This window comes from Brevibacillus thermoruber 423, from assembly GCF_000454065.1.
GTDB lineage: Bacteria > Bacillota > Bacilli > Brevibacillales > Brevibacillaceae > Brevibacillus > Brevibacillus thermoruber.
In genome coordinates this window covers 401317-424269 of the sequence record NZ_KE695649.1, presented here as the reverse complement: position 1 = coordinate 424269, position 22953 = coordinate 401317, and the positions used below count along the sequence as shown (strand labels likewise).

The 22953-nt window shown below is 57.9% G+C and carries 20 protein-coding genes, 2 pseudogenes and 1 riboswitch; of the genes and pseudogenes, 12 read left to right on the top strand and 10 right to left on the bottom strand.

The window, feature by feature from the left end:
- Positions 1 to 134: 134 nt before the first annotated feature.
- Both M516_RS0107035 and M516_RS0107030 read left to right on the top strand, forming a co-directional pair.
- On the top strand, positions 135 to 389 hold the full coding sequence (locus M516_RS0107035; RefSeq protein ID WP_029098493.1) for a hypothetical protein: 255 nt from the start codon (positions 135 to 137) through the stop codon (positions 387 to 389).
- A gap of 12 nt (positions 390 to 401) precedes the next feature.
- Positions 402 to 2243 carry a DUF2325 domain-containing protein gene (locus tag M516_RS0107030; protein ID WP_029098492.1) on the top strand — a complete coding sequence of 614 codons (1842 nt, stop codon included), beginning with the start codon at positions 402 to 404 and terminating at the stop codon, positions 2241 to 2243.
- Positions 2244 to 2297: 54 nt separating this feature from the next.
- Here the strand turns inward: M516_RS0107030 and M516_RS0107025 are convergent, their stop codons facing one another.
- Entirely contained in the window at positions 2298 to 3167 is an 870-nt protein-coding gene (locus M516_RS0107025; protein WP_029098491.1) for a YitT family protein, read from the bottom strand.
- Between the two features lie 540 nt (positions 3168 to 3707).
- Here M516_RS0107025 and M516_RS0107015 point away from each other — a divergent pair.
- From M516_RS0107015 to M516_RS0107005, 3 genes are all read left to right on the top strand, one after another.
- Entirely contained in the window at positions 3708 to 4895 is a 1188-nt protein-coding gene (locus M516_RS0107015) for a CaiB/BaiF CoA transferase family protein (RefSeq protein ID WP_029098489.1), read from the top strand.
- A 39-nt stretch (positions 4896 to 4934) separates the two neighbouring features.
- Complete coding sequence (locus M516_RS0107010; RefSeq protein WP_029098488.1) at positions 4935 to 6146, top strand: acyl-CoA dehydrogenase family protein; 1212 nt, start codon at positions 4935 to 4937, stop codon at positions 6144 to 6146.
- 161 nt (positions 6147 to 6307) lie between these two features.
- Entirely contained in the window at positions 6308 to 6640 is a 333-nt protein-coding gene (locus M516_RS0107005) for a DUF3870 domain-containing protein (protein ID WP_029098487.1), read from the top strand.
- Between the two features lie 22 nt (positions 6641 to 6662).
- Here M516_RS0107005 and M516_RS0107000 read toward each other — a convergent pair whose 3' ends face one another.
- Both M516_RS0107000 and M516_RS26235 read right to left on the bottom strand, forming a co-directional pair.
- Positions 6663 to 6896 carry a biotin/lipoyl-containing protein gene (locus M516_RS0107000; protein WP_029098486.1) on the bottom strand — a complete coding sequence of 78 codons (234 nt, stop codon included), beginning with the start codon at positions 6894 to 6896 and terminating at the stop codon, positions 6663 to 6665.
- Positions 6880 to 8304, bottom strand: coding sequence for a sigma-54 interaction domain-containing protein (locus M516_RS26235; protein ID WP_420796316.1), 1425 nt, complete (start codon positions 8302 to 8304; stop codon positions 6880 to 6882). Before M516_RS26235 ends, M516_RS0107000 begins: the two co-directional genes overlap by 17 nt.
- 193 nt (positions 8305 to 8497) lie before the next feature.
- On the opposite strand from M516_RS26235, the pseudogene M516_RS0106990 reads away from it, so the two are divergent.
- From M516_RS0106990 to M516_RS0106970, 5 genes and pseudogenes are all read left to right on the top strand, one after another.
- Positions 8498 to 8884 (top strand): annotated as a pseudogene (locus M516_RS0106990) (5-methyltetrahydropteroyltriglutamate--homocysteine S-methyltransferase); the annotation flags it as partial.
- 9 nt (positions 8885 to 8893) lie between these two features.
- The gene (locus M516_RS0106985) at positions 8894 to 9364 is read left to right on the top strand and encodes an acyl-CoA thioesterase (RefSeq protein ID WP_029098484.1); all 471 of its coding nucleotides are present in this window, start codon (positions 8894 to 8896) and stop codon (positions 9362 to 9364) included.
- Between the two features lie 105 nt (positions 9365 to 9469).
- Positions 9470 to 9669, top strand: a riboswitch (cobalamin riboswitch).
- Positions 9670 to 9691: 22 nt separating this feature from the next.
- Positions 9692 to 9859 (top strand): hypothetical protein, encoded by a 168-nt coding sequence (locus M516_RS25485; RefSeq protein WP_156110508.1) that lies wholly within the window; start codon positions 9692 to 9694, stop codon positions 9857 to 9859.
- 1 nt (position 9860) lies between these two features.
- Positions 9861 to 12080, top strand: coding sequence for a ribonucleoside-diphosphate reductase subunit alpha (locus tag M516_RS22945; RefSeq protein WP_420796315.1), 2220 nt, complete (start codon positions 9861 to 9863; stop codon positions 12078 to 12080).
- Positions 12081 to 12103: 23 nt separating this feature from the next.
- Entirely contained in the window at positions 12104 to 13132 is a 1029-nt protein-coding gene (locus M516_RS0106970) for a ribonucleotide-diphosphate reductase subunit beta (protein WP_029098483.1), read from the top strand.
- Positions 13133 to 13293: 161 nt separating this feature from the next.
- Here M516_RS0106970 and M516_RS26300 read toward each other — a convergent pair.
- From M516_RS26300 to M516_RS24285, 3 genes and pseudogenes are all read right to left on the bottom strand, one after another.
- Positions 13294 to 13505, bottom strand: a pseudogene (locus tag M516_RS26300) (transposase); the annotation flags it as partial.
- A gap of 8 nt (positions 13506 to 13513) precedes the next feature.
- Positions 13514 to 14257: a tetratricopeptide repeat protein gene (locus M516_RS0106965; RefSeq protein ID WP_029098482.1), complete on the bottom strand. Its 744-nt coding sequence runs from the start codon at positions 14255 to 14257 to the stop codon at positions 13514 to 13516.
- A gap of 70 nt (positions 14258 to 14327) precedes the next feature.
- The gene (locus tag M516_RS24285; RefSeq protein WP_051188124.1) at positions 14328 to 14909 is read right to left on the bottom strand and encodes a polymorphic toxin type 35 domain-containing protein; all 582 of its coding nucleotides are present in this window, start codon (positions 14907 to 14909) and stop codon (positions 14328 to 14330) included.
- A gap of 330 nt (positions 14910 to 15239) precedes the next feature.
- On the opposite strand from M516_RS24285, the gene M516_RS25480 reads away from it, so the two are divergent.
- A complete protein-coding gene (locus M516_RS25480; RefSeq protein ID WP_185973871.1) occupies positions 15240 to 15377 on the top strand; it encodes a hypothetical protein in 138 nt (45 codons plus the stop codon).
- Between the two features lie 52 nt (positions 15378 to 15429).
- Here M516_RS25480 and M516_RS0106950 read toward each other — a convergent pair whose 3' ends face one another.
- The gene (locus tag M516_RS0106950; RefSeq protein ID WP_029098481.1) at positions 15430 to 17058 is read right to left on the bottom strand and encodes a long-chain fatty acid--CoA ligase; all 1629 of its coding nucleotides are present in this window, start codon (positions 17056 to 17058) and stop codon (positions 15430 to 15432) included.
- A 284-nt stretch (positions 17059 to 17342) separates the two neighbouring features.
- Here M516_RS0106950 and M516_RS0106945 point away from each other — a divergent pair, with 284 nt between their 5' ends.
- A complete protein-coding gene (locus tag M516_RS0106945) occupies positions 17343 to 18659 on the top strand; it encodes an MFS transporter (RefSeq protein WP_029098480.1) in 1317 nt (438 codons plus the stop codon).
- 138 nt (positions 18660 to 18797) lie between these two features.
- On the opposite strand, the gene M516_RS0106940 is transcribed toward M516_RS0106945, so the two are convergent.
- From M516_RS0106940 to M516_RS22935, 3 genes are all read right to left on the bottom strand, one after another.
- Positions 18798 to 20024, bottom strand: coding sequence for an ROK family transcriptional regulator (locus M516_RS0106940; protein WP_029098479.1), 1227 nt, complete (start codon positions 20022 to 20024; stop codon positions 18798 to 18800).
- 110 nt (positions 20025 to 20134) lie between these two features.
- A complete protein-coding gene (locus tag M516_RS0106935; protein ID WP_202960931.1) occupies positions 20135 to 21232 on the bottom strand; it encodes a M24 family metallopeptidase in 1098 nt (365 codons plus the stop codon).
- Positions 21210 to 22925 (bottom strand): phospho-sugar mutase, encoded by a 1716-nt coding sequence (locus tag M516_RS22935; RefSeq protein WP_035289047.1) that lies wholly within the window; start codon positions 22923 to 22925, stop codon positions 21210 to 21212. The genes M516_RS0106935 and M516_RS22935 overlap by 23 nt, the downstream gene beginning before the upstream one ends.
- Between the last annotated feature and the right edge of the window lie 28 nt (positions 22926 to 22953).

The following is a 22953-nucleotide window of genomic DNA, read 5'->3' as shown; positions in this document are numbered from 1 at the left end:
ACCTCCTTTGCCAGATATAACAAATCATCCTCCCGTTTTGTGACATTTTGAGAAAGATATTTGCAGAAAAAAAGCGTTCGAGTACCGACGAGCAACGCTCCATTCATTGTGTTGTTCCTGGAGAATCGATTCCCATGACCGACTCACCTTTCGGGAAGACTTTACCTGAACGAGACAATCACAATACTTTGTTTAAAAAACAACCTAAATTTTCTAAACTCGATCAGATCTGGCAGGGAACATCACTGGCATGGAAAGAGCCAAAGTTGGGGACTGCCAAACGGAAGAAGGGGGAAAACGCCGCGCCTATTCGTCGCGAACGCGCTGCTTTGCTCCCGGAAGGACTGCGCGGCGCAAAGGATTTTCTCGATTCGTCCCGAACATATTAGGAAACGACGAACGTGAATCGAGTGATGCCGATGCCCAAGGAAGACCTGTCAACCGAACACTTCGAGCAGTGGCGCTCGTGGTACTTCACCCATGTGGGGCCGCGGGAGCTGCCGCAGGTATGCGCTCGCTACGACCTCTGCCCCCCGGGCTTTCGCAGCGTCAAACATGTTCCCTATCCCACGCTGAACGCGTTCTTTCGCAAACACCTGTTTTGCGGCGGAGAACCCGTGCTGCCGCGCTACCATGCCGCCGCACGCCTGTATGAAACGTACCCTGACCTGGAGAAAAAGATCGCCTCGCTGCCCATCCCCTGTACCCTGGCGGACGCGCTGGCGCTTGAAGCCAGAATCGATCTCGGCGATGTGGTCCTGGGCCTGATCCTCTCGGGTCGCGACGACCTGACGCAGTTGGCGCTGTCCTGCATGAACGAGATGCGTCCATTTGAACCGGCCACGGCCCGCCGCGCGCTGCCGGCCGCCGGCGAGACGCTAGAAAAGGAGAACCGCCGTTTGAAGCGTTTGCTCGACAACGTGAAAAAAACGACCGCCCGAAAACAGAAGAAATGGGACCGCGAAACGGCTGCACTTCGTGACGAAATCGCCGCGCTGCGGAAAGCGGCCAAGGAAATCGACAGGCTGCGGATGGAACAGGACGCCCGCCTGCAGGCGCAGCTTCAGGAAGAGCGGACCATGCGCCAGGCGGCGGAACGGCACTTGGCCCTCATGGAGCGAAACTGGCAGCGGGCGCTGGAGCAGAATCGAAAGCTGGAAGCGGAGGTCGCAGCATTGACGCAGCGGCTGAAGGAGCAGCAGGAGACCGTCTGTCGGCTGCAGGCGGAGTCAGCGAGCCTGCACGCATTGCTGGCTCCTCCGCCCGCGCCGCCCATCCGCCTTCCCGCCGCGAGCCCCGAACCGGAAGCACTGACCGCTATTGGGCCAGCCGTTTCCCCAAACAGTGACGAGGCCGGCGGCGACGATCCCGGCACCGCACAAGCGGCCCCTAATCCGGAGTTCGAAGCTCCCTCCTATCCGCCGGTGGTCCGGGGGATTCTGCGCATTCCCGTACGCGCTTCGTTCGGTCTCTTGTCCACGGAAGCGGGCACGGATGTGTACGTCTCGGAAAAGATCCTCCTCGCCATCAAGGCAGAAGACGGCGACGAACTGGAAGGGATGCTGGTCGGAGAGTATTCGCCCGGATTTCCGCAGTACCGGTACCGCGTGCTGCGAAAAGGGGCTGAGCCCTCCCATCACCGAGAACTGCTGGGGATTGTGGACGAGCGCGCCGGCTGGATCGGCGTCCGCGACCTGTACGATGACGATCTGTTTATCCCCCTTCACGCCTACGAACTGGAGAAGGTAGCCCCCGGCGATGTCGTCACGCTGTTGTTTGACGCGGCCCATCCGCACAACAACCGCATCCTGACCGTCCACGAGCATCTGCCGCCGGACGAATCCGGACCGGAGCGCCTCTCCCGCCGCAAAGGGGGACGGACCGAGCATTCCCAAGACGGCGAAGCGGCGGAAGCGGAAGCGAATCCGGCGCTCCAGGATGTTCATGTCTTGATCTGCGGAGCCCAGTCCAACATGGTGGCACACTACGAGGAAGCGATACGGGCCAGGGGAGGCTCCGTCATCGTTCTGGAAAGCCAGCCGCAGACGCTGCAGCCCTATGTGGCCAAAGCGGATCTCGTCATCTGCAACACGCATCAGATCAAGCATTCGTTCTACTGGGCGGTAAAAGAAGAAGCCTCGCGCCAGCAGAAGCCCGTCCGTTACCCGTTCTCGGGCGGCGTTTCCTCCATGCTGCGCGAGGTCACCATGTTTGTGGCGGAAAACGCGTTTCGCTCCGCGTAGTCCAAAGGCGGCCCCCAACGGGAGCCGCCTCCTTTTTGCCCGTCCTGGTCCGATTTACGCAGGACGGAAGCCTTCGCCCAGCACCTCCTGGGCGGGGCAGAGAATGATAAACGCGTCCGGATCGACGGAGCGCACGAGCATTTTCAGCTTGCTCACTTCGCTTTGGCTGACCACGGCCATCAGCACCTTGCGTTCGTCCCCGGTGTAACCGCCGGCGCCGTCCAGCAGCGTCAAGCCCCGGTCCAGATCAAACAGGATCGCTTCGCGCAGCCGTTCCGTCTGCTCGGAGATGATGTAGGCCACCTTGGAGGTGTTCCAGCCCATCTGCACGATGTCGATCGTTTTGCTGGTGACAAACAGCGCGAGCAGGGCGTACAGCGCCTTTTCCGGATGGAAGACGACGCCCGCCAGCAGGATGACCAGCCCGTCAAAGACGGCGACCGACGCGCCCAGGCTGATCCCCGTGTACTTGTGCAGGATTTGCGACGCGATGGAAAACCCGCCGGTCGACCCTCGGCCGCGAAAGACAATCCCGATGCCAAGCCCGACGCCCATGCCGCCGTAAATGGCAGCCAACAGCGGATTGTCGGTCAGCGGCGGCAGATGGCTGGTCAGCGCCACAAACAGCGGCAGAATGAGGGAGCCGACCGCCGCCTTTACACTGTACTGCCGGTCCAACAGCCACAGGCCGAGCAGAAACAGCGGGATGTTAAACGCCCACTGCACGACAGAGGGGGGAAAGCCAAACAGATGGTAACAGATCGTAGACAGGCCGGAAACGCCGCCCGACGCGAGCTGGTTGGGGTTGAGAAACAGGTTGAAGCTGGCGGCCAGCACCAGCGATCCCAGCGCCAGCATGCCGTATTCAACCGCTTTCCGCTGCGGGCTGTTCAAACTTACGGCCGCCCGTCGTTTTCGTGCCACAGCTCTCACTCCTGCCATGTTTTCACGGATACGAAACTGTTCCATACAGTACCATGTTTTTTTCCAAAAAGAAACCCCCCGCCAGCTTGGCCGTATCACGCCAGCTTGCCGCGTCACCAGCGGAACCAACCGCCGCGCAATACCGCTCAATACGCAATAACCGGCCCAAAGGCATACGCCCGGCATCCGCCAGACGGAAAGCCAACAGGAGGCACGTTTTGGACGTTATAATATAGAATATTCAGAAAAAAATATTGACAGCTGCTTCCATCCAATGACATAATAGAAACGGTTCACGGGCAGAGAGCCGACTTTTCGCCCCTCCCTGCCGCTCTGAACCGGTTTCCTTCCCTCCCCCGTTTGAATCGGTTCACCATTGGGATTCGCGCTCACAGCTTGATATGAAATTTCTGCCTTCATTCGTCCGATCTTCCTCGCCGGAAGACACACGCGAACGACAGCCAGGAAAATGGCAACGGAATCACCTGTTGCGGTTTGCCTGGCTGTTTTTATTTTCATGACGAAAAAGGAGGGATTTCCTTGGACGGCGCACTGCAGGGCATCACGGTTCTCGATTTGACGCGCGTGCTGGCGGGGCCGTTTTGCACGATGATTCTCGGCGATCTGGGCGCCGACGTGATCAAGGTGGAGGCAGTCGGATCGAAAGACGACACCCGCGCCTGGGGCCCCCCGTTTGCTGGCGGGGAAAGCGCCTACTACCTCTGCGCCAACCGCAACAAACGGGCCATCACCCTCAACCTGAAGTCGGCCAAGGGGCAGGACGCGTTCAAAAAGCTGGCCGCCGGGGCGGACGTGGTCGTGCAAAATTTCAAAACCGGCACGCTGGAGCGGCTGGGGCTGGGGTACGACACCCTCAAGCGGATCAACCCGCAGATCATCCTCGCCTCGATCACCGGCTTTGGACAGACCGGCCCATACAAAAACGAACCGGGGTACGACTACATCATCCAGGCGATGGCCGGTCTGATGAGCATCTCCGGTGACGAACGCTCCGGACCGCTGAAAGTGGGTGTCGCCATCGCCGATGTGCTCACCGGCTTGTACGCGGCGATCGGAATTCTCGCGGCGCTGCACGAGCGCAGCTATTCGGGCGAGGGGCAGCAGCTCGACGTCTCCCTGTTTGACGCGCAGCTCTCGGCACTGGTCAACGTCGCCAGCAGCTACCTGACCACCGGCGCCGTGCCCCGCCGGCTGGGCAATCAGCATCCCCACATTGTCCCCTATCAGGTCTTTCCCACACGGGACGGCGAAATGGTGGTCGCGGTCGGAAACGACGCCCAATTCCGCAAACTGGCGGAGGCCCTGGGCATGCCGGAACTGGCGGCCGACGAACGCTACCGAACCAACGCCGACCGGCTCCGGCACAGAGACGGGCTGGTCGCGGTCATCTCTGCGGTGATGAAAGCCAAACCCACCACTCACTGGAGAGCGCGGCTACAGGCGGCGGGCATCCCCCACGGACCAATCAACGACCTGCAGGCCGTCTTCGCCGATCCCCAGGTGCAGGCTCGAAACATGGTGGTGGAGATGGCGCATCCGACGGCGGGCAGCGTGAAGCTGGTGGGCAGCCCGCTGAAGCTGTCGCGCACCCCGGTGGAGATGAAACGGCACCCGCCGCTGTACGGCGAACACACCACGCAGGTGCTGTCCCGCCTCGGCTATTCGCCGGACGAGCTGGACGAGATGAGACGAAATGGCGACATTTAGGAGACATCTAACCCCAAAAAAAGGAGGCACCCGACGATGATGAACTTTGCCTTGACAGAAGAGCAGGAAGCGGTGCGCAGGATGGTGCGCAGTTTTGTGGACAAGGAAATTATCCCGCACATTCGCGAGTGGGACGCCAACGGCCATTTTGAACCGTCCATCATGAAGCGGCTGGCCGAACTGGAGCTGATGGGCGTCTGCATCCCCGAGCGCTACGGCGGCGCCGGTATGGACTACAACACGCTGGCCATCGTTTGCGAGGAATTGGAGCGGGGCGATACGGCGTTCCGCACCGCCGTCTCCGTGCACACCGGGCTGAACAGCATGACCCTGCTGCAGTGGGGCGACGACTTCCACAAGGAGCGCTACCTGATTCCCCAGGCGCGCGGGCAAAAAATCGGTGCCTTTGGCCTGACCGAGCCCAACGCCGGATCAGACGTGGCCGCCATGGTGACCACGGCGCGGCGCGACGGCGACGACTACATCCTGAACGGGGCGAAAACCTGGATCTCTCTCTGCGACATCGCCGACCACTTCCTGATCTTCGCCAAAACGGACAAGGACAAGGGGCACCACGGCATAAGCTGCTTCATCGTCGAACGCACCTTCCCCGGCGTCACCACCCGGGCGATCAAGGGCAAGCTGGGCATCCGCGCGGGCAACACCGGCGAAGTGATTCTGGACGAGGTGCGCGTGCCCAAGGAAAACCGGCTGGGCGAAGAAGGGGAAGGCTTCAAGATCGCCATGTCCGCCCTGGACAACGGCCGCTTCACCGTCGCCGCCGGGGCCTGCGGCCTGATCAACGCCAGCCTGGAAGCCAGCCTCGCTTACTGCCGCGAGCGGAAGACCTTCGGCAAGGAGATCGGCAGACACCAGTTGGTCCAGCAGATGATCGCCAGGATGGCGGCCAACCTGGAGATTTCCCGGCTGCTGGTCTACCGCGCCGGCTGGCTGAAAAACCTGGGCAAGCGCAATACTCGGGAAACCTCGCTCGCCAAGTGGTTCGCCTGCGACGCGGCGTTTGAGGCGGCCAACGACGCCGTGCAGATCCACGGCGCCTACGGCTACTCCAACGAATATCCGGTGGAGCGCTACCTCCGCAACGCCAAGGCGCCGGTCATCTACGAAGGGACGCGGGAAATCCACACGATCATGCAGGCCGAATACGCGCTGGGCTACCGGCGGGACAAACCGCTGCGCCGCATGCTGCCGGCCTGGCCGTTTGCCCAAGAGGGAGAGGCCGAGAGGTGAAGGAGACCTTTCTGGCCGTTTGAACGGAAAATGATTCGACAAAAAGAAAGAATCGACGCGGCAAAAAAGACCGTATCCCCCGGCAGGGATATGGTCTTTGCGCTGCGAACCAGTCATCAAAACGTAAAGTGGTTGATCATTAACAGAAAGGTGGCGCAGTCATGCCGTTGCCCAACACGTACTTTATTGCCGGCCACGCCAGGCTCCCGCAGGGGATGGCAGCCAAAAGCGTGTTTGACTCCCTGACGATTACCGCCGAGGTGGACAAGCGATACGGCGTGATCGTGGAGGCTTCCTGCACACTGGCGACCGAACACGGCCGCGATTTTGTCGGCCGGCTGCTCAGGGGGTTCAGCCTGAAAGACGGGGTGGACGAACCGATTCAGCACCTCCTGACCCACTACCGGGGAAAGGCGGCCAACGCCCTGGTGGCGGCGCTGAAGGACCTGCACGCGCAATACGAACTGCTGCACGCCGCCAAGGGAAAAGACTAGAGGGGAGCGTCTGCCCTTCCCTCTAGTCTCCCGTCTGTCGGATGGTCGCCAAAATCATACCGGCGATCACCCGGTCCCCCCGCTCCACTTCCAGCGAATCGGCATACCCCGTCACCGGCGACAAGATGTCAAACGACAAGCCGTCTTGGACCAGTGAGAAGAAGACCTCTCCTTCTTCCACCTTGTCGCCCTTACGGAACCGGATGCGTTCCACCGTGCCGGCAAAGGGGGAAATTACGTCATATGTTACGCCCAATCTGCTCACCCCGACTCATCTTCTCTTGGATTTCCTGAAACTTTCGGCTGACGGTGGATTGGCTCACTCCCAGCACCTTGGCCGCCATCGAGGTCGTTTTGTACTCGTCCATGGCCATTTTGATCAACTGCTCCTCCACCGCCCTGGTTGCTTTCTTGAGCGGAATGATCTTGTGAATACGCTGCTGCATGTACTGCCGTTTTCCTTTTTTCAGAAGGGGCGTGATGTGGCACGCCTCGATCAGGTCGTCGTCGGCCGTGACCACGATGCGCTCGATGATATTTTGCAGCTCCCGCACGTTGCCCGGCCAGGCGTACGATTCCAGCACGTCCAGGGCGTCCTGGGAGAGCTGGGTACTGCGCCCGTATTTTTCGTTAAAGGTGTGCAGAAAGTGCAGGGCGAGCAGCGGAATGTCCTCCGGCCGCTCCCGCAGCGGGGGAATCGCCACCGGAATGACGTTGAGCCGGTAGTAGAGGTCTTCGCGAAACGTCCCCTCCTCCACCATTTTCTCCAGGTTCTTGTTCGTCGCGGCGATGATCTGCACGTCCACCTCCACCACTTCCGATCCGCCGATCGGGATAATCTCCCGCTCCTGCAGGACGCGAAGCAGCTTCACCTGCAGGTTGAGCGGCAATTCGGCGATCTCGTCGAGGAAGATGATGCCCTTGTTGGCCATCCGGAAATACCCCGGCTTGCCGTTGGAATGGGCCCCAGTAAACGCCCCTCTTTCGTAGCCGAACAGCTCGCTCTCCAAAAGCGTCTCCGGGATGGCGCCGCAGTTTACCTTGACGAACGGCTTGCTGCTGCGCGGACCCAGCTCGTAGATGGTGCGGGCAAACACCTCCTTGCCCACGCCGGACTCGCCGGTGAGCAGCACCGTGGACGAGGTGTTGGCGATCTTCTGGATGTACTTCATCACCTTTTCGATCTTGTCGCTGGCGTAGATGAGCTGCCGGCTCTTGGCGTACCGCTTTTGGTCGCGCAGGTGCTCCAGCTCTTTTTTGTACTTTTCCGACATCTTCTTCGCCTGGAGCAGTTCCTCCTTCAGCATCACCGTCTCCGTGATGTCGCGCAGGGCGATGACGATCCGCTCCAGCCTGCCCGCCTCGTCAAAGATCGGGTTGCCGACCGCCAGCACGTTTTTTCCGGAGCGGCTTTCCTGGGTGACGGACACCTTTTTTCGCCGCTCGATGACCATTTTCACGATGGCGGAGAAAAAGGTCCCTTCATGCTCCAGCTCCATCAGGTTGAGCCCGATCAACTGCTCCTTGTCGATCTCCCAGAAATCCTTAATCAGATTGCCGCTGTAGCGCAGCAGGACGCCTTTGGCGTCGAGGACGAGAATCTCGTCGTAGATGGAAGAGAGGATCCCCTGCAGGTCCTTGTTGAGATTTTTCACATACTCCATCTCCATCGCCATCTTCTCGATGTAGGGCAGATCCTGCAGGACGATGATGGCGCCGGTCACGTTTCCATGCCGGTTGCGAATCGGCCCGAAGTCGGCAAGCACGCCGATCCGTTCATTGACGATGATGTGGTTGAGAATCGTTTCGCCGTTCTCCACGACCTTCTGAAACACCTCGGGGTCGAGCAGTTCCCCCACCCGCATTCATACCCACATGTGCTACTGCGAGTTCCAGGACTTCATGGGGGTCATCAGTGAACTGGACGCCGACGTGATCTCCGTGGAATCTTCCCGCAGCCACGGGGAACTGATCGCTTCGTTTGAACGCGAGTCGTACGACAAGCAAATCGGGCTGGGCGTCTACGATATTCACAGTCCGCGCATTCCTTCCGTGGAAGAAATGGCGACGACGATCGAACGCGCCATTCGGGTCATCGATCCGGCCCGGTTCTGGATCAACCCCGATTGCGGACTGAAGACCAGACAGCCGGCGGAAACGATCGCGCCGCTCAAACACATGGTGGAAGCAGCCCATCGCGTCAGAGCACGCCTGTCCCGTTTCCAGCAGGCGTCAAAGGAGTGAACCCTTCCCATGCCAGGCATACCCGTCTCACAATCCCGAACATCGCTGACCGATCTGGTGCTGCCTCCCGACACCAACCACCATCACACCATCTTTGGGGGCAGGGTCATGGCCTATGTGGATAAAATCGCGTGCATTGCCGCCATGCGCCACTGCCGGAAGCCCGTCGTTACCGTATCGAGCGACAGCTTTGATTTTCTCGCTCCCATCAAAACCGGGGAAGCGATCAACCTGGAAGCCTATGTCACGTCCACCTACCGCACCTCGATAGAGGTCTTTGTGAAGGTAGAGTCCGAGAACCTGCTGACCGGGGAACGAAAGGTGACCGCCCGGGCGTATTTGACGTTTATCGCCCTCGATGAACAGGGGCGGCCCACGTCCGTGCCGGAGGTGATCCCGGAGACGGACGAGGAATGCAAACAGTTTCAGCAGGCCCAGCATCGCTATCTGTTGAGGAAAAAACGAAGAGAAGAATCGTGAGAACTGGCGGGCGTTGACGCAAACGCCCCCGCTTTTTTGGAAGCTGCCAGCCAACATCACGCTTTCATTTCACAACATATTGTGTTATAGTACCATCATAAAACCATATATAGTGTACTTTGTGGTGCGCTTGCCCAGGATTCCGGCAAGCGCTTAAAAGGGAAGACCGGTGAAAGTCCGGCGCGGTCCCGCCACTGTGAATGGGGAGCGACTCTGTCAGATGCCACTGTCGATCGCATCGACGGGAAGGTTCAGAGAAGCGACGATCCATGAGCCAGGAGACCTGCCACAAAGAAAACACCGTTGGAACCACGAGGATGGGGAGGTGTGGAATCGGTCACCGGAGGCGTGCCGCTCTTTCTGGCGCACGTTCCGCTTTGGCACAGGCATGTCTTTTTCCACGTTGTCATCATCAGCATCCTCTACCTGACGGGAGAGGATGCTTTTTTCATGAACCGCAAAGGAGAGGGAGAGATTGCAAACGGTTGTTTCTGACATCGACAGACGGATTACGTCGCTGATTGGCGACATGTTGGCCGATTTTCCCCGGCTGCGCGCGGATGCCGTCATCCAGGGTGCGGCCACGAAAGCCAAACACAAGGAACTCACGGAACAGGAAGTGGCAAAAATCGTTTCCATGTCGGCCGCTGAACTGATTTCCAAAGAGGAACCGGAATGGACCTACGTCGCAGCCAGGGCGTACCTCGCTGCCCTGTATCACGAATCGGCCCGCAGCCGGGCATATTCCTTCAGTCCTTCGCGTCCCTACGGTTCGTTCCTGAACCTGTTGGAGCAGTTGGTTGAAAAGGGCATTTACAAACAGGAACTGCTGGCCGCCTACCATCCGGAAGACATTGCGGAGCTGGAACGGGAGATCGATCCCGAAAAGGACAAGCTGTTTACCTATCTGGGGATTGTGACTCTCGCCGAGCGGTATCTGGCCAGGGATTACACCGGCAGCCTGTTTGAACTGCCCCAGGAGCGGTTTATGGTCATCGCCATGCACCTCATGATGCAGGAACCCCGCGAAAAAAGACTGGCGCTGGTGAAAGAAGCCTACTGGGCGCTGAGCCATCAGTACATGACGGTGGCAACGCCCACCATGGCGAATGCGGGCAAAGCACGGGGCGGACAGCTCTCGAGCTGCTTCGTGGACACGGTCGACGACTCTCTGCAGGGCATCTACGATTCCAACACCGACATCGCCCGGCTGTCCAAAATGGGGGGCGGCATCGGCGTATACATGGGAAAAGTGCGGGCTCGCGGCTCTTCCATCCGCGGCTATGAAAACAAATCCAGCGGGGTCATTCCGTGGATTCGCCAACTGAACAACACGGCGGTCAGCGTCGACCAGCTCGGAACGCGAAACGGCAGCGTTGCCGTTTATCTCGACGTGTGGCACAAGGATATCCTGGCGTTTCTGGATCTGAAAATGAACAACGGTGACGAACGCCTGCGGGCGCATGACATCTTTACGGGTGTGTGCATCCCGGATCTTTTCATGGAAGCGGTGGAAAACCGGGCCGAGTTTCACTTGTTTGATCCGCATGAAGTGCGCACCGTCATGGGCTTTTCGCTGGAGGATTTCTATGATGAGGAGCCGGGGCGGGGCAGCTTCCGCGAACGGTACGAAGCGTGCGTGCAGCATCCCCGCTTGAGCCGCGTGACGGTACCGGCCATCGAGATCATGAAGCGGATCATGATCTCCCAGTTGGAGACGGGCACTCCGTTCATGTTCTACCGGGATACCGTCAACCGCGCGAACCCCAACAAACATGCGGGAATGATTTACTCCAGCAATTTGTGCACGGAAATTCTGCAGAACATGTCTCCCACAACGGTGCGCGAAGAAGTGCTGCAGGACGGAGAGATCGTGATTCGGAAAACGCCGGGTGATTTCGTCGTCTGCAATCTCTCCAGCATCAACCTGGGGCGTGCCGTACCTGCAAACGTGTTGGAGCGGCTGATTCCCATCCAGGTGCGCATGCTGGACAACGTGATCGATGTGAATCAGATCGACGTCCTGCAGGCCCACCAAACCAACAAAAGGTACCGGGGCATCGGGCTGGGGGCCTTTGGCCTGCATCATCTTCTGGCCCTCCATGAAATCAAATGGGAAAGCGAAGAGGCGGTCGCCTTCAACGACCGGTTGTTCGAACGGATCCATTACTTGACCATTCGCGCGTCCCTGGAACTGGCGAAGGAAAAAGGCGCCTATCCGCTCTTTTCGGGCAGCGAGTGGGAAAGCGGCAAATATTTTGTCCGCAGGGGCTACGATTCTCCCGAGTGGAAGGCGCTCGCGGAAGAAGTGGCTGCGTACGGCATTCGCAACGGTTATGTGATGGCCATCGCCCCCACCGGCTCCACGTCGCTGATCGCCGGCTCCACCGCTTCCGTCGATCCGGTGTTCGAACCGGTCGCCTACGAGGAGAAGACGACGTACAAAATCGCCAATCCCGCTCCCGATCTGTCTCCTCGCACGATGTGGTACTACAAGGGAGCATATCACCTGGATCAGCACTGGTCGATCAAACAGGCGGCCGCCCGCCAGCGCCACCTCGATCAGGGGCAGAGCATCAATTTGTATGTGCGCCCCGACATCCATGCCAGAGAGCTGCTGCAGCTCCATCTGGAGGCATGGAAGCAGGGACTGAAGACGACCTACTACGTCCGCAGCCGGGCGGTGGAGATCGATGAATGCGAAGCCTGCACCTGATAGCGGAAAGGAGAACGGACATGCTGCAGAAGCAGAAAGTGTTTCAGACAAACGCTCCCAACAAGTCAACCAAAATCATCAACGGCGAGTGTTCCGGGGTGTTGAACTGGGATGATATCCGCCACCCGGCGATGTACAAGCTGTACAAGGTGCTGATTGCCAATCACTGGATTCCGTCCGAGATTCCGATGAACAAGGACAGGCAGCAGTTTTCCGAACTGACGCCGACCGAACAGGACGCCTTCAAGAAGATTATCGGGCTGCTGGCTGTGCTGGACAGCATGCAGACCAACTTTGTGACCGATGTCGGCCAATACTTTACCGATTCCTCCCTGGTGGCCATTGCCGCCATTATCAACCAGCAGGAGGTGATTCACAACCAGTCGTACTCCTATGTGCTCTCCAGTCTGGTCGATTACCAGACCCAAAAGGACGTGTTTGAATACTGGAAACACGACCAAGTGCTCCTGGAGCGCAATCTGTTCATCGCGGACATGTACCAGCGCTTCCGAGACGAAAAAAGCCCCCAGACATTCCTGGAGGCGCTTGTCGCCGACATGATTCTGGAAGGGGTCTTCTTCTACACCGGGTTCGCGTTCTTCTACAATCTGGCCCGTCATCAAAAGATGCTGGGAACCAGCCAGATGATCAGCTACATTCAGCGGGACGAGGCGCAGCACACGTTCTTTTTCGGGGAAGTGTTCCAGCTCCTGCTGGCCGATTTTCCCGAACTGGATACGGAACGGAACCGCTCCTTTGTGTATGAAAAGATGAACCAGGCGGTTGAATTGGAGATGAAGTGGGCCCGCCATGTGCTGACAGGCGTCGACGGCATTGACTTTGACGAATTTGACCGCTACATCCGTTATATTGTCAACAAGCGGTTGACCATGATGGGACTGGAAAAAGCGTATGAGGGCGTGGATAACTGCATGCCGTGGATTCGGCCGTTTTCCGACGAAGCCCTGAATCAAACCAAAACGGACTTCTTTGAGGGCAAATCCCGCACCTATGCCAAGGTGACGAAAGAGAACGGATTTGACGAGCTGTAATGGCTGTAAGGGAAGAAGCGGCGGTGGACATCCATCGCTGCTTTTTTTCATCCCTGGCGCTCTGTGTGAGCAGGGATTGACCGAACGGCCGCCCGCCCGCAGACGAGGGGGCTCCCGATTTGCTCTTTGATTCGTTGGCTATTTCCTGTTGCCAGGTACTATTTCTTCTTGCAAATTCTCTTGCTTCTTCGTGCATACATCCCGAAGTGCCGAATCATTTTAGATTGTTCATCGGGAATATGACAAATGCACCGGGCAATGAATTGCTCCACCGTCAATGTTTCCTGTTTTCCTTGGCCACTCGTTTTACGTGATAGCAAAATGTTACGGTCTGTCCGTCGTACTCTTCTCTTCGACGCAAGGCAATCGCTGGTCAGGGTTTTACCGATTTGTTTTCAGATGTTCGAGATAACCTTTCGCTACGGAATCTGTGGTATGAAGCATCTTGATCTCCGATTGGAGAAAAAGGTCGAGATCAGGAATGCCTCGTGATTCATTTCCCGGAACGAACCCTTTAAAATTCTCTCCGAGGTAAGGCTGAATCTCTTGTATAAAACGTTGATCGTTATCGTAGATATAGATAATCTCTATATGTTTTACTGCATTCTCGGCTAGTTCCCTTATCTTGCCAAGATTCTTTCTATGGTAGATATATAAACTCTGCAGCCAGCGATAATGAGCGGGGTAACCCGGAAAATGGCGAATCGCCTGCAGCAGATACTGTTCACAAGTTGGGAAGTCCTTAGAGAAGTAGTACCAAGCAATAGCCAAGTTCAGCAATGAGCGTTTTTCAGGATTCTTCTCCTTGTCAATAAGGTTGACAAGGGAATCTTTTACGTCCTCGTGCAATTCCTCATGGGTTTCTTGTATATAGGCAAGAAGGATCCAGGCAATCGTATGGTTTGGATCATAACCGAGTATGTTTCTGATATACTCCAAGCTCCTTATGTAATCCACAACGGGAACTTCCAATGCCAACAAGGCCCGCAGGATCCAAAGCTGCGTGTTGGTAGGATCTTGTTTTAATGCTCCTGCCAATATGGAATCGCCCTTTTCTATCTTTTCACTATCATCCAGTTTGTCTGAGATAAAAATCTTTTGTATTTCCGCGATAACAGTGTCCATGCTGCCTCCCCCTTTTGTTGAAAACGATATAAATGGACGAGAAAGGCTTACTTTCTCGTCCTCTATCATTCTAGTCATCATAATCTGGTACAAGATACACGATATTACCGAAATTAGTATTCGGCCATTCACCTGTTACCAGAAAAGCGTTCAGGTTCTTTAATTCTCCGTCTTTCACATAAGCTCTTACTTCCACTTTATAGCCATTAATGATTGTTCGTATCTGGTTGTTTGTATTATCTTTCAGCACTCCATATTCATCGGCGTTTTCAATCATATCCCTGAACTTTTTAAGAATTGCTTTTTCATTTTTCCCCAATTTCATTATGCCTTTGTCTTTGTGATCTTTGGAAAAAATATGTTCAGTTTTTACTTTAAAGTCTGCCTTTTTGATTATACTACCTTTTTTACTAAGCTTAATAAAGTACTCTGTGCCTTCTTCAATCAATTTTAAAATGAGTCTTCGAATGAACCGAGGCTCTACTTGATCATCAGAGTGTGATTGATCAGTACCAATGGATTGACTCGTCGCATTACTCTGAACAATAGAGTTATCGTTATGTACGATATTCTTCTGTGCGAATGTCGGAACACAAAAAGAAAGCGTAAAGATTACAGATAGTAATAACGCTGTAATAACAGTCTTTTTCATGGTTCCCCCTCCAGAATTTTAGTTACTTATCCTTCCGAACTGTTGTACGCAAAAAACAACCTCCTTCTATGAATGTAATTTACAGTTTTTATAATATCGGATAACATTTTCCATATAAAGAGGGATATAATCGAATTTTTATGTCATTTTTCCGCATTTTTCGACAATGCTTGCAAAAATGTAATCCAGCAGCATTCCCACTCATACTTCCCAGCTCCCAGCGCTTGGAAACGCCATACCGTTTCCGCCCGCCGACTTTTTCGCTTGGCATCCTGTTTGCAGAGATAACAGGCCAGCAGCCCACATTTCATAACGCGAAGTAAGGAGCAGATGCCTATTGATTACCTGTACGACGAATCGGAGCAGCTGCTGTCCCGATACGGATCCTTTGCCACCACCCACAACCGGTACGATTTCGGCCTGAACAGACGCCCGCCCATTAGCAGTTCCGGGATTGGCAATGAATGAGCAATAAAACCAGCGGGCGGCCGTGCTCCCGCTGGTTTTGCATATGCGCCGGTTACCGGGTATCCGTTTGCGCCGTGAAATGATGCCGGAATTGTTCCCGCAAGGCCCGTTTCAGGAACTTTCCCACGGTTGTCTTGGGAATCTCGCTCATGAAGACGATGTCATCCGGCAGCCACCATTTGGGAAACTGGGGAGCCAGGTACGCGAGCAGCTCTTCTTTGGTCACCTTGTCCTTGCTGGCCTCCTTTGGCACCACGCAGGCCACGGGCCGCTCGTCCCACTGCGGATGGGGAACCCCGATGCAGGCCGCTTCCAGCACGGCCTCGTGTGCCATGAGAGCGTTTTCAAGATCGACGGAAGAAATCCATTCGCCGCCGCTCTTGATCAAATCCTTCGTCCGGTCGACCAGCTTGATGGTCCCTTCTTCGTCAATCGTCGCCACGTCCCCTGTATGCAGCCAACCATCCTGAAACGCCTCTCGGGTTCGTTCATCCCGGTAATATTCGTCGGCAATCCACGGTCCGCGGACGAGCAGTTCCCCCATTTCCTTTCCATCCCATTTCACTTCGCCATGGGGTCCGACCACCTTGACTTCCAGCCCGGGTACCACCATGCCCTGTTTGGCGTACAGATCCAGTTTGGTTTCGAACGGCAGCTCCTGCTGGTAGCTTTTCAAGCGGGAAACGGTAACAAGGGGGCTGGTTTCGGTCATGCCATACGCATGCAGAACGGGGATATTGAACTGCTCCGCAAACGCCTTGATCAACCCTCTAGGCGCAGCGGAACCGCCGCAGACGATGCCGCGCAGGCTGCTGGTGTTGTAGCGCCCCTTTTCAAGCTGCTGGTACAGCCCCAGCCAGATCGTCGGAACGCCTGCGGCAACGGTTACCCTTTCGGACTCGATCAATTCGGCCAGGATCTGCGGGGTGAATCTCGGGCCGGGCAACACTTGTGTCGTCCCAAACCACGCAGCGGCAAACGGAAGTCCCCAGGCGTTTACATGAAACATGGGAACGACCGGCATGCAGACATCGGACTCGGACAGCGCAAGGGAATCTGCCAGCCCAATTCCCATGCAGTGCAGGACAATGCCGCGGTGCGTGTACACAACTCCTTTCGGCTTCCCCGTTGTGGCTGACGTGTAGCACATACCAGCAGGATCGTTCTCCTGAATATCGGTGGGGTATTGATAGTGGGGATCGCCCTCCTGCAGCAACGCTTCATACGAATAAAGAGGCTCGAGGCTGGAGGCGGGCAGTTCGTCGTGATCCGTCATGAGGATGTAAGCCTTCACCGTATGGAGGTGATCCTTGCAGCGCTCGATGAGCGGCAGCAGGTCATCGTCGATCAGAAGCACCTGATCTTCTGCATGGTTGATGATGTACGTGATGTGTTCGGGGGAAAGACGAATGTTGATCGTATGCAGCACAGCTCCCATCCCCGGGATGGCGAAATACGCCTCGAGATGTCGATGGTGATTCCACGCCAGTGTCCCCACGCGATCGCCGCGTTTGACGCCCAGTTTTTCCAGGGCACTCGCCAGCCGGCGCGTTCGTTTGCCGATCTCTTCATACGTAAACCGATACATCCCGGTCGCCGTTCGGGAGATCACCTGTTTCCTGGAAAAGTATTGTTCCGCCCTCTCCATCAACGGCGCGATGGTCAACTGGACATTCATCATGCGCCAACACCCCCTGCACAAATATTCGTTTGTATGTTTTGAATATATATACTATTCTATACTCTTTCCCCAACCATAATCCTTCTGGAAACGGCGGAAATGGACAATCGAAAAAAATAGTGGAGATCATCATATGATTGGACGGAATAGTTTAACTAAAATGAAATTTCATCTACTTTTGTGAAATGATAAATGGTATAATTTGAATAGACGAAATGTTTCGAGTGTTGACGAGGCCCATACAAGTACGTCCAACACCGGCACTTTACGAGGAGGATGCAGCAATGTCTCAACCCATTGATCGCGCACAGAGACGACGTATCACGAGCAACATCTTCAAGGGGTCGGTCGGAAACCTGATCGAATGGTACGACTGGTACGTGTATTCCGCTTTCGCCGTGTATTTCTCGGCGGAGTTTTTTCCCAAGGGAGACCCGACCATCCAACTGCTCAACACGGCGGCCATCTTCGCCGTCGGCTTCCTGATGCGCCCGATCGGAAGCCTGCTGATGGGCCGCTACGCCGACCGCCATGGCCGCCGTGCCGCGCTGACGCTTTCCATCACCATCATGGCCAGCGGTTCGCTGATTATTGCCTGTACCCCCGGCTACAGTACCATTGGCGTGCTGGCTCCCATCATTCTGATTTTTGCACGTCTGCTCCAGGGATTGTCACTGGGCGGCGAGTACGGAACTTCGGCGACGTACCTGTCCGAGATGGCCAGCAGCGGCCGCCGCGGCTTCTACTCGAGCTTCCAGTACGTCACGCTTGTTGCCGGACAGTTGGTGGCACTGGGGGTTCAGATCATCCTCCAGCAGGTGCTCAGCGAACCCGATATGAAGTCCTGGGGCTGGCGCATTCCCTTTGTGATCGGCGCCATCGGAGCATTGGCCGTATTGTGGCTGCGCCGCACGATGGACGAATCGGAGCAGTTCTCCAAAATGGGCTCGGAAAGCCGGGCGAGCGCCGGGACCATTCGGGCTCTGATGAAACACCCCAAGGCGGTACTGACCGTGGTCGGACTGACGCTCGGCGGAACCGTCGCCTTCTACACCTACACGACGTATTTGCAGAAATTCATGGTGAATACCGTGGGCCTCGACAAAGAGGTCGTCAGTTGGATCAACTTTTTTGCCCTGCTGGTATTCGTCGTGCTTCAACCGATCGCCGGCCTGCTGTCTGACAAGATCGGACGTCGCCCGCTGCTGATTGGTTTCGGCATCCTGGGAACGCTGCTGACGGTGCCGCTGTTCCTGCTCATGGAGCAGACGACGAACCCGGTCGCCGCTTTCCTGCTGATGATGACAGGTCTCATCATTGTAACCGGTTACACATCCATCAATGCGATCGTGAAAGCCGAGCTCTTCCCGACAGAAGTCCGTGCTCTTGGCGTGGGCTTCCCCTACGGCGTCACCGTAGCGGTGTTCGGCGGGACGGCGGAGTTCCTCGCGTTGTGGCTGAAGAGCATCGGAACAGAGTCGCTCTTCTACTTCTACGTCTCCGCCTGCATCGCCGTGAGCTTTATCGTCTACTGGCGCATGGACGAGTCTTCGAAAATCTCCCGCATCGAAGCCGAACTGAATCATAACCGGAAAAAATAGCGGACAGGGAACCATCGGTACACGGCAGTTCACGCTGCTCCATCACGTCGTGCAATCAGCGTAGTGAGCCCTCGGTTTTGCCGGCAGGCAAGGCCAAGGGCTCACCTTCGTTTGGGGCGTGCGCGCCCGTCTCCCCTGTCACATCGGCGTTGCATAATCAGGTGCGAACAGTTTTTTCAGCACCAGCGTGACGGCGCCGATCGCCGTGGCGTGATCGCCCAGCCCGGAGAGCGTGATGGACGCGGCTTCCGCGGGCGTCTGCAGCGCCCGGGTGCGCACCGTCTCGTTGATCGCCTCCAGCAGAAAATCTCCCGCTTTGGCCACTCCTCCGCCGATGATCACCCGCGCCGGATTGAGGAAGTTGATCACGGCGGCGATCCCGATGCCCAGGTAACGGCCCGCAGCCTGCAGCACCTCGATGGCCAGCGCGTCCCCCTGCAGCGCGGCCGCATGGACGGTTTCGCCCGTGATCGCATCCGCGTCTCCGCCCGCCAGTTCGGCGATGATGCTTGTTCGGCCCCGCTGCATCTCCGCCTTGGCCCGGCTGGCGATCGCCGGACCGGAGACGAGGGCTTGCAGGCAGCCGTAGTTGCCGCAGCTGCACTTCGGCCCTTCGGGATCGACGGTGATGTGCCCCAGCTCGCCGGCCGTGTGGGTGGTTCCGTCAAACAGTTTCCGGTCGATAATAATCCCGGCCCCGACACCGCGCCCCACATTGACGCAGACGAAGTGATCGATTCCCCGGCCGCTGCCGAACCAGCTTTCGCCCAGCGCCATGGCCCGCACGTCATTTTCCACTTCGACGGGTAGCGCAAACGCTGTCTGCAGCCAATCGCGAATCGGAATGTTCCGCAGGTTCAGGTTGGGGGCGTAGATCGACACCCCTTCGGCCGGGTTGACCAACCCGTGCATCCCCACGCCAATGCCGATCACGGACGATTTGTTCAGCCGATTCCGGTCCATGATGCCGCGGACGGCCTCTGCCAACAGCGCAAGCAGCCGTTCGTTGGACAGGTCGGCGGGCATGCTGACCCGGAGCGAGTCGAGAATCTCCGCGTCCAAATTGGTCAGCACCAGCTTGATGTCGCGCGCTCCCACGTCGATGCCGATGACCTGAAACGCCTGGGAATGGATGCGCAGCAAAATGGGTTTGCGGCCGCCGCTTGAGGCGCCCAGATCGCTTTCGATCACCAGGCCGGATTCCAGCAGTTCGCCGACAATGTTCGTGACCGTCGGAGCGGTCAACTGCGTCCGTTTCGCAATGTCGGCGCGGGAAATGGGTCCTTCGGTGCGGATGACGTTCAAGATCAGCGACTTGTTCAGCGATTTCATCAACTGAAAGCTTCCTGCCATGCCTCGGACCATGCGTTTCCCTCCTTTCCGTCAGCGTGCCCGATGTGCGCAACCCACACACCAGTGATACCACATGCCGCTGTCCGGCGCCAGTCCGGTCGTTTGTTCCGCCGCTTCCCGGCCTAGCGGATCAGGATGTCCGGCCGCAGGTAGGTCCGGCCCTCGCTTGCCGCCTCCATGTACACCCATTCGCCCGTGTGCGTGATGAATTCAATGTCCGCTTCGTGAACGAGGAAGGTATCTTCCATCTTGATGCCGCGGATGGCCGGATTCCAGGCGAAGGCCTGCTGCGCCTGGACAACGCCTTCTCCTCCCGGCACCACGAGCAATTCACGGGAAGCGTAGCCGCTCGGCCCTCCCTGGTGCAGCAGCCGCCAGTCGTCCGGGTACCCTACCCGTTCGTACGCTTCGATCCCCCGCTGCAGGATGTCGGCCATCTTCGCTCCCGGCCTTGTCGCCGCAATCATCGCGATCTCGATCTCCGCCAGCTTCCGCTTGTTTTCTTCCAAGGCGGGCGGCAGGTCACCGAAATGGACAAAACGGGTGGCGTTCGCCACCAGTCCCCCCTTTTCCGCGCACAACACGAGCATGGCGTAGCGGTCCAGCCTCTTGTCCGTAGGAATCGGGTGCCGATAGCGGTAAATCCGCTCGTCCGTGGCGACCAACAGCACCTGCGGGTTGATTCCTTCTCTCATCACCTTGGCCGCGAGATGGGCGGCGATTTCGTGCTCCGTCCACCCCCGCTGCAGCTCCCGGCAGGCGGCCTCGAGCGCTTTTGCCGCCGTTCGCCCCAGCCGGCGGTAGCGCTCCATCTCCTCCTCCGTCAGCGTGTACCGGACCTGCGCCAGTTCGTTCGCCACATTGGGCAGGTGGTGGAACCACACGTCGGCACCCACCGCTTTTCCCGCGCACAACTGCAGGATGGCGGCATCGTTCCCCTCGTACCATTCAGGCGTGACGAACTCGCAGCCGAAATCGGCCATCTCCTCGTCACGGATGCGGGCGGCTTCCATCCGCGACGTGATGCAGTAGATGTTGTCGGCAAGGATCAGCAGGTCCGCCACGCCCAACGCCGTCGTGTTGACGATGTGGTTGTCCCCTCCCCCGGTCGCCCAGGCGAAATTGGACCGTGTGCGGAGCAGCACCCCGTCCAGCTTTCGCGCTTTCAGAAACGCCCGTATTTTCGCTACCGCCGCGTCAGAGGGCATGACATCGGTCACTTCCTTCCGCCTTTTGGATGAACTGCAGGACGTCCGTTTTCAAGCGGTTGAGCCGTTCGCTCGCGTCTGCCGGGTCCGTTCCCTTTACGCCGAAGTAAAACTTGATCTTCGGCTCCGTGCCGGAAGGACGGGCCGCAAACCACGAACCGTCCGCGAGCAGGATTTTGATCACGTCGGCCGGAGGAAGCCCCTCGATTCCGGTCAGGTAATCCTTGCGTACGGCTACCGGAACATCGCCCACCCGTTCCGGAGGCTGCTTGCGCAGACGCTCCATCAGCCGATGGATTCGTTCCGCCCCCTCCCTGCCGTTCCACGTGAACGAAACCAGATCTTCCTGATAGAACCCAACCTGTTCATACAGCTCCAGCAGCACCTGATGCAGGCTCCACCCCTGTTTGTCATAGTAGGCCGCCATCTCCGCCGTCAGCATGCACGCCTGGACCGCGTCCTTGTCTCGGCAGAAGTCGCCGATCAGATAGCCGCAGCTCTCCTCGTAGCCAAAGAGGAACGTCTTTTCCCCCGTCTCTTCCCACCGCCGGACGGCTTCCGCGATATGCTTGAAGCCGGTCAGCGTCTCCACCGTTTCCACGCCGTACCGGGCGGCAATCGCGGTCCCCATCTCCGACGTGACGATCGTTTTCACGATCACGCCGTTGTCGGGTAGCGCATTTCGACTCGCTCGCTGGGACAGGATGTAGGCGAGCAGCAGCGCTCCCAACTGGTTGCCGGTCAGGCAGACGAATGAGCCGCTGCCGTCCCGCACCGCGACGCCAACGCGGTCGGCATCGGGGTCGGTGGCCATGACCAGGTCGGCTCCCGCCTTTTCGGCCGTCTCGATCGCCAAGGCGAACACCGCCGGGTCTTCCGGATTGGGAGCGGCCACCGTCGGAAAATCGGCATCGGGCCATTCCTGCTGCAGCACGACGGTCACATGCCGGAAGCCGATGTCGCGCAGGACCCTTTGCACCGGCACGCTGCCCGTTCCATGCAGCGGCGTGTAGACGACGCGGTAGTCCGCGTTGTTCTCCCGGGATTGGAACGCCAACGTGCGCAGCCGGGCGGCATACGCCTCGTCCACCGCCGCGCCGACCTCTTCCATCAGCCCCTGTGACAGCGCCGCCTCCGCGTCCGCCAGCGGTACCGCCAGTTCGTCCACGTCCGCCATTTCGTTTGCGATGGCCTCCGCCACGCCGGCGGTGATCTGGGCACCGTCGGCTCCGTACAGCTTGCAGCCGTTGTATTCGGGGGGATTGTGGCTCGCCGTGATCATGATCCCGGCGGCCGCCCTCAGATGGCGGACGGCAAAAGACAGTTCGGGCGTGGGGCGCACTCCCTCAAACAGGTACGCCTTTACCCGGTTGGCCGCCAGAACCAGCGCCGCCTCCCGGGCAAATGCGGGAGACTGTCGGCGGGAGTCGTACGCGATGACGACTCCCCGCCGCATCGCGGTTTCCCCCTGCCTGACGAGGAAGCGGGCCAGTGCCTGCGTCACCTTGCGGACCGTGTAGCGGTTCATCCGATTGGTGCCGGCCCCCAGAACGCCGCGCAGCCCGCCGGTGCCGAATGTCAGCGACCGGTAAAACCGATCTTCGATTTCACGCTCGTCTCCTTCGATCAGGAGCAGTTCCCGTCTCAAGTCGGGATCCAGCTCTTCATGCCGGAGCCAGCGTCCGTATTCTGCCTTCGCGTTCATTTCACATCTGCCCCTCCTCTCCCCCGGA

Coding starts and splice junctions, on each gene's coding strand:
- M516_RS0107035 (WP_029098493.1), top strand. CDS start 135: ATGACCGACTCACCTTTCGGGAAGACTTTACCTGAACGAGACAATCAC.
- M516_RS0107010 (WP_029098488.1), top strand. CDS start 4,935: ATGAACTTTGCCTTGACAGAAGAGCAGGAAGCGGTGCGCAGGATGGTG.
- M516_RS0107005 (WP_029098487.1), top strand. CDS start 6,308: ATGCCGTTGCCCAACACGTACTTTATTGCCGGCCACGCCAGGCTCCCG.
- M516_RS26235 (WP_420796316.1), bottom strand. CDS start 8,304: ATGGAGTATGTGAAAAATCTCAACAAGGACCTGCAGGGGATCCTCTCT.
- M516_RS0106985 (WP_029098484.1), top strand. CDS start 8,894: ATGCCAGGCATACCCGTCTCACAATCCCGAACATCGCTGACCGATCTG.
- M516_RS0106965 (WP_029098482.1), bottom strand. CDS start 14,257: ATGGACACTGTTATCGCGGAAATACAAAAGATTTTTATCTCAGACAAA.
- M516_RS24285 (WP_051188124.1), bottom strand. CDS start 14,909: ATGAAAAAGACTGTTATTACAGCGTTATTACTATCTGTAATCTTTACG.
- M516_RS25480 (WP_185973871.1), top strand. CDS start 15,240: ATGCCTATTGATTACCTGTACGACGAATCGGAGCAGCTGCTGTCCCGA.
- M516_RS0106950 (WP_029098481.1), bottom strand. CDS start 17,058: ATGATGAATGTCCAGTTGACCATCGCGCCGTTGATGGAGAGGGCGGAA.
- M516_RS0106945 (WP_029098480.1), top strand. CDS start 17,343: ATGTCTCAACCCATTGATCGCGCACAGAGACGACGTATCACGAGCAAC.
- M516_RS0106940 (WP_029098479.1), bottom strand. CDS start 20,024: ATGGTCCGAGGCATGGCAGGAAGCTTTCAGTTGATGAAATCGCTGAAC.
- M516_RS22935 (WP_035289047.1), bottom strand. CDS start 22,925: ATGAACGCGAAGGCAGAATACGGACGCTGGCTCCGGCATGAAGAGCTG.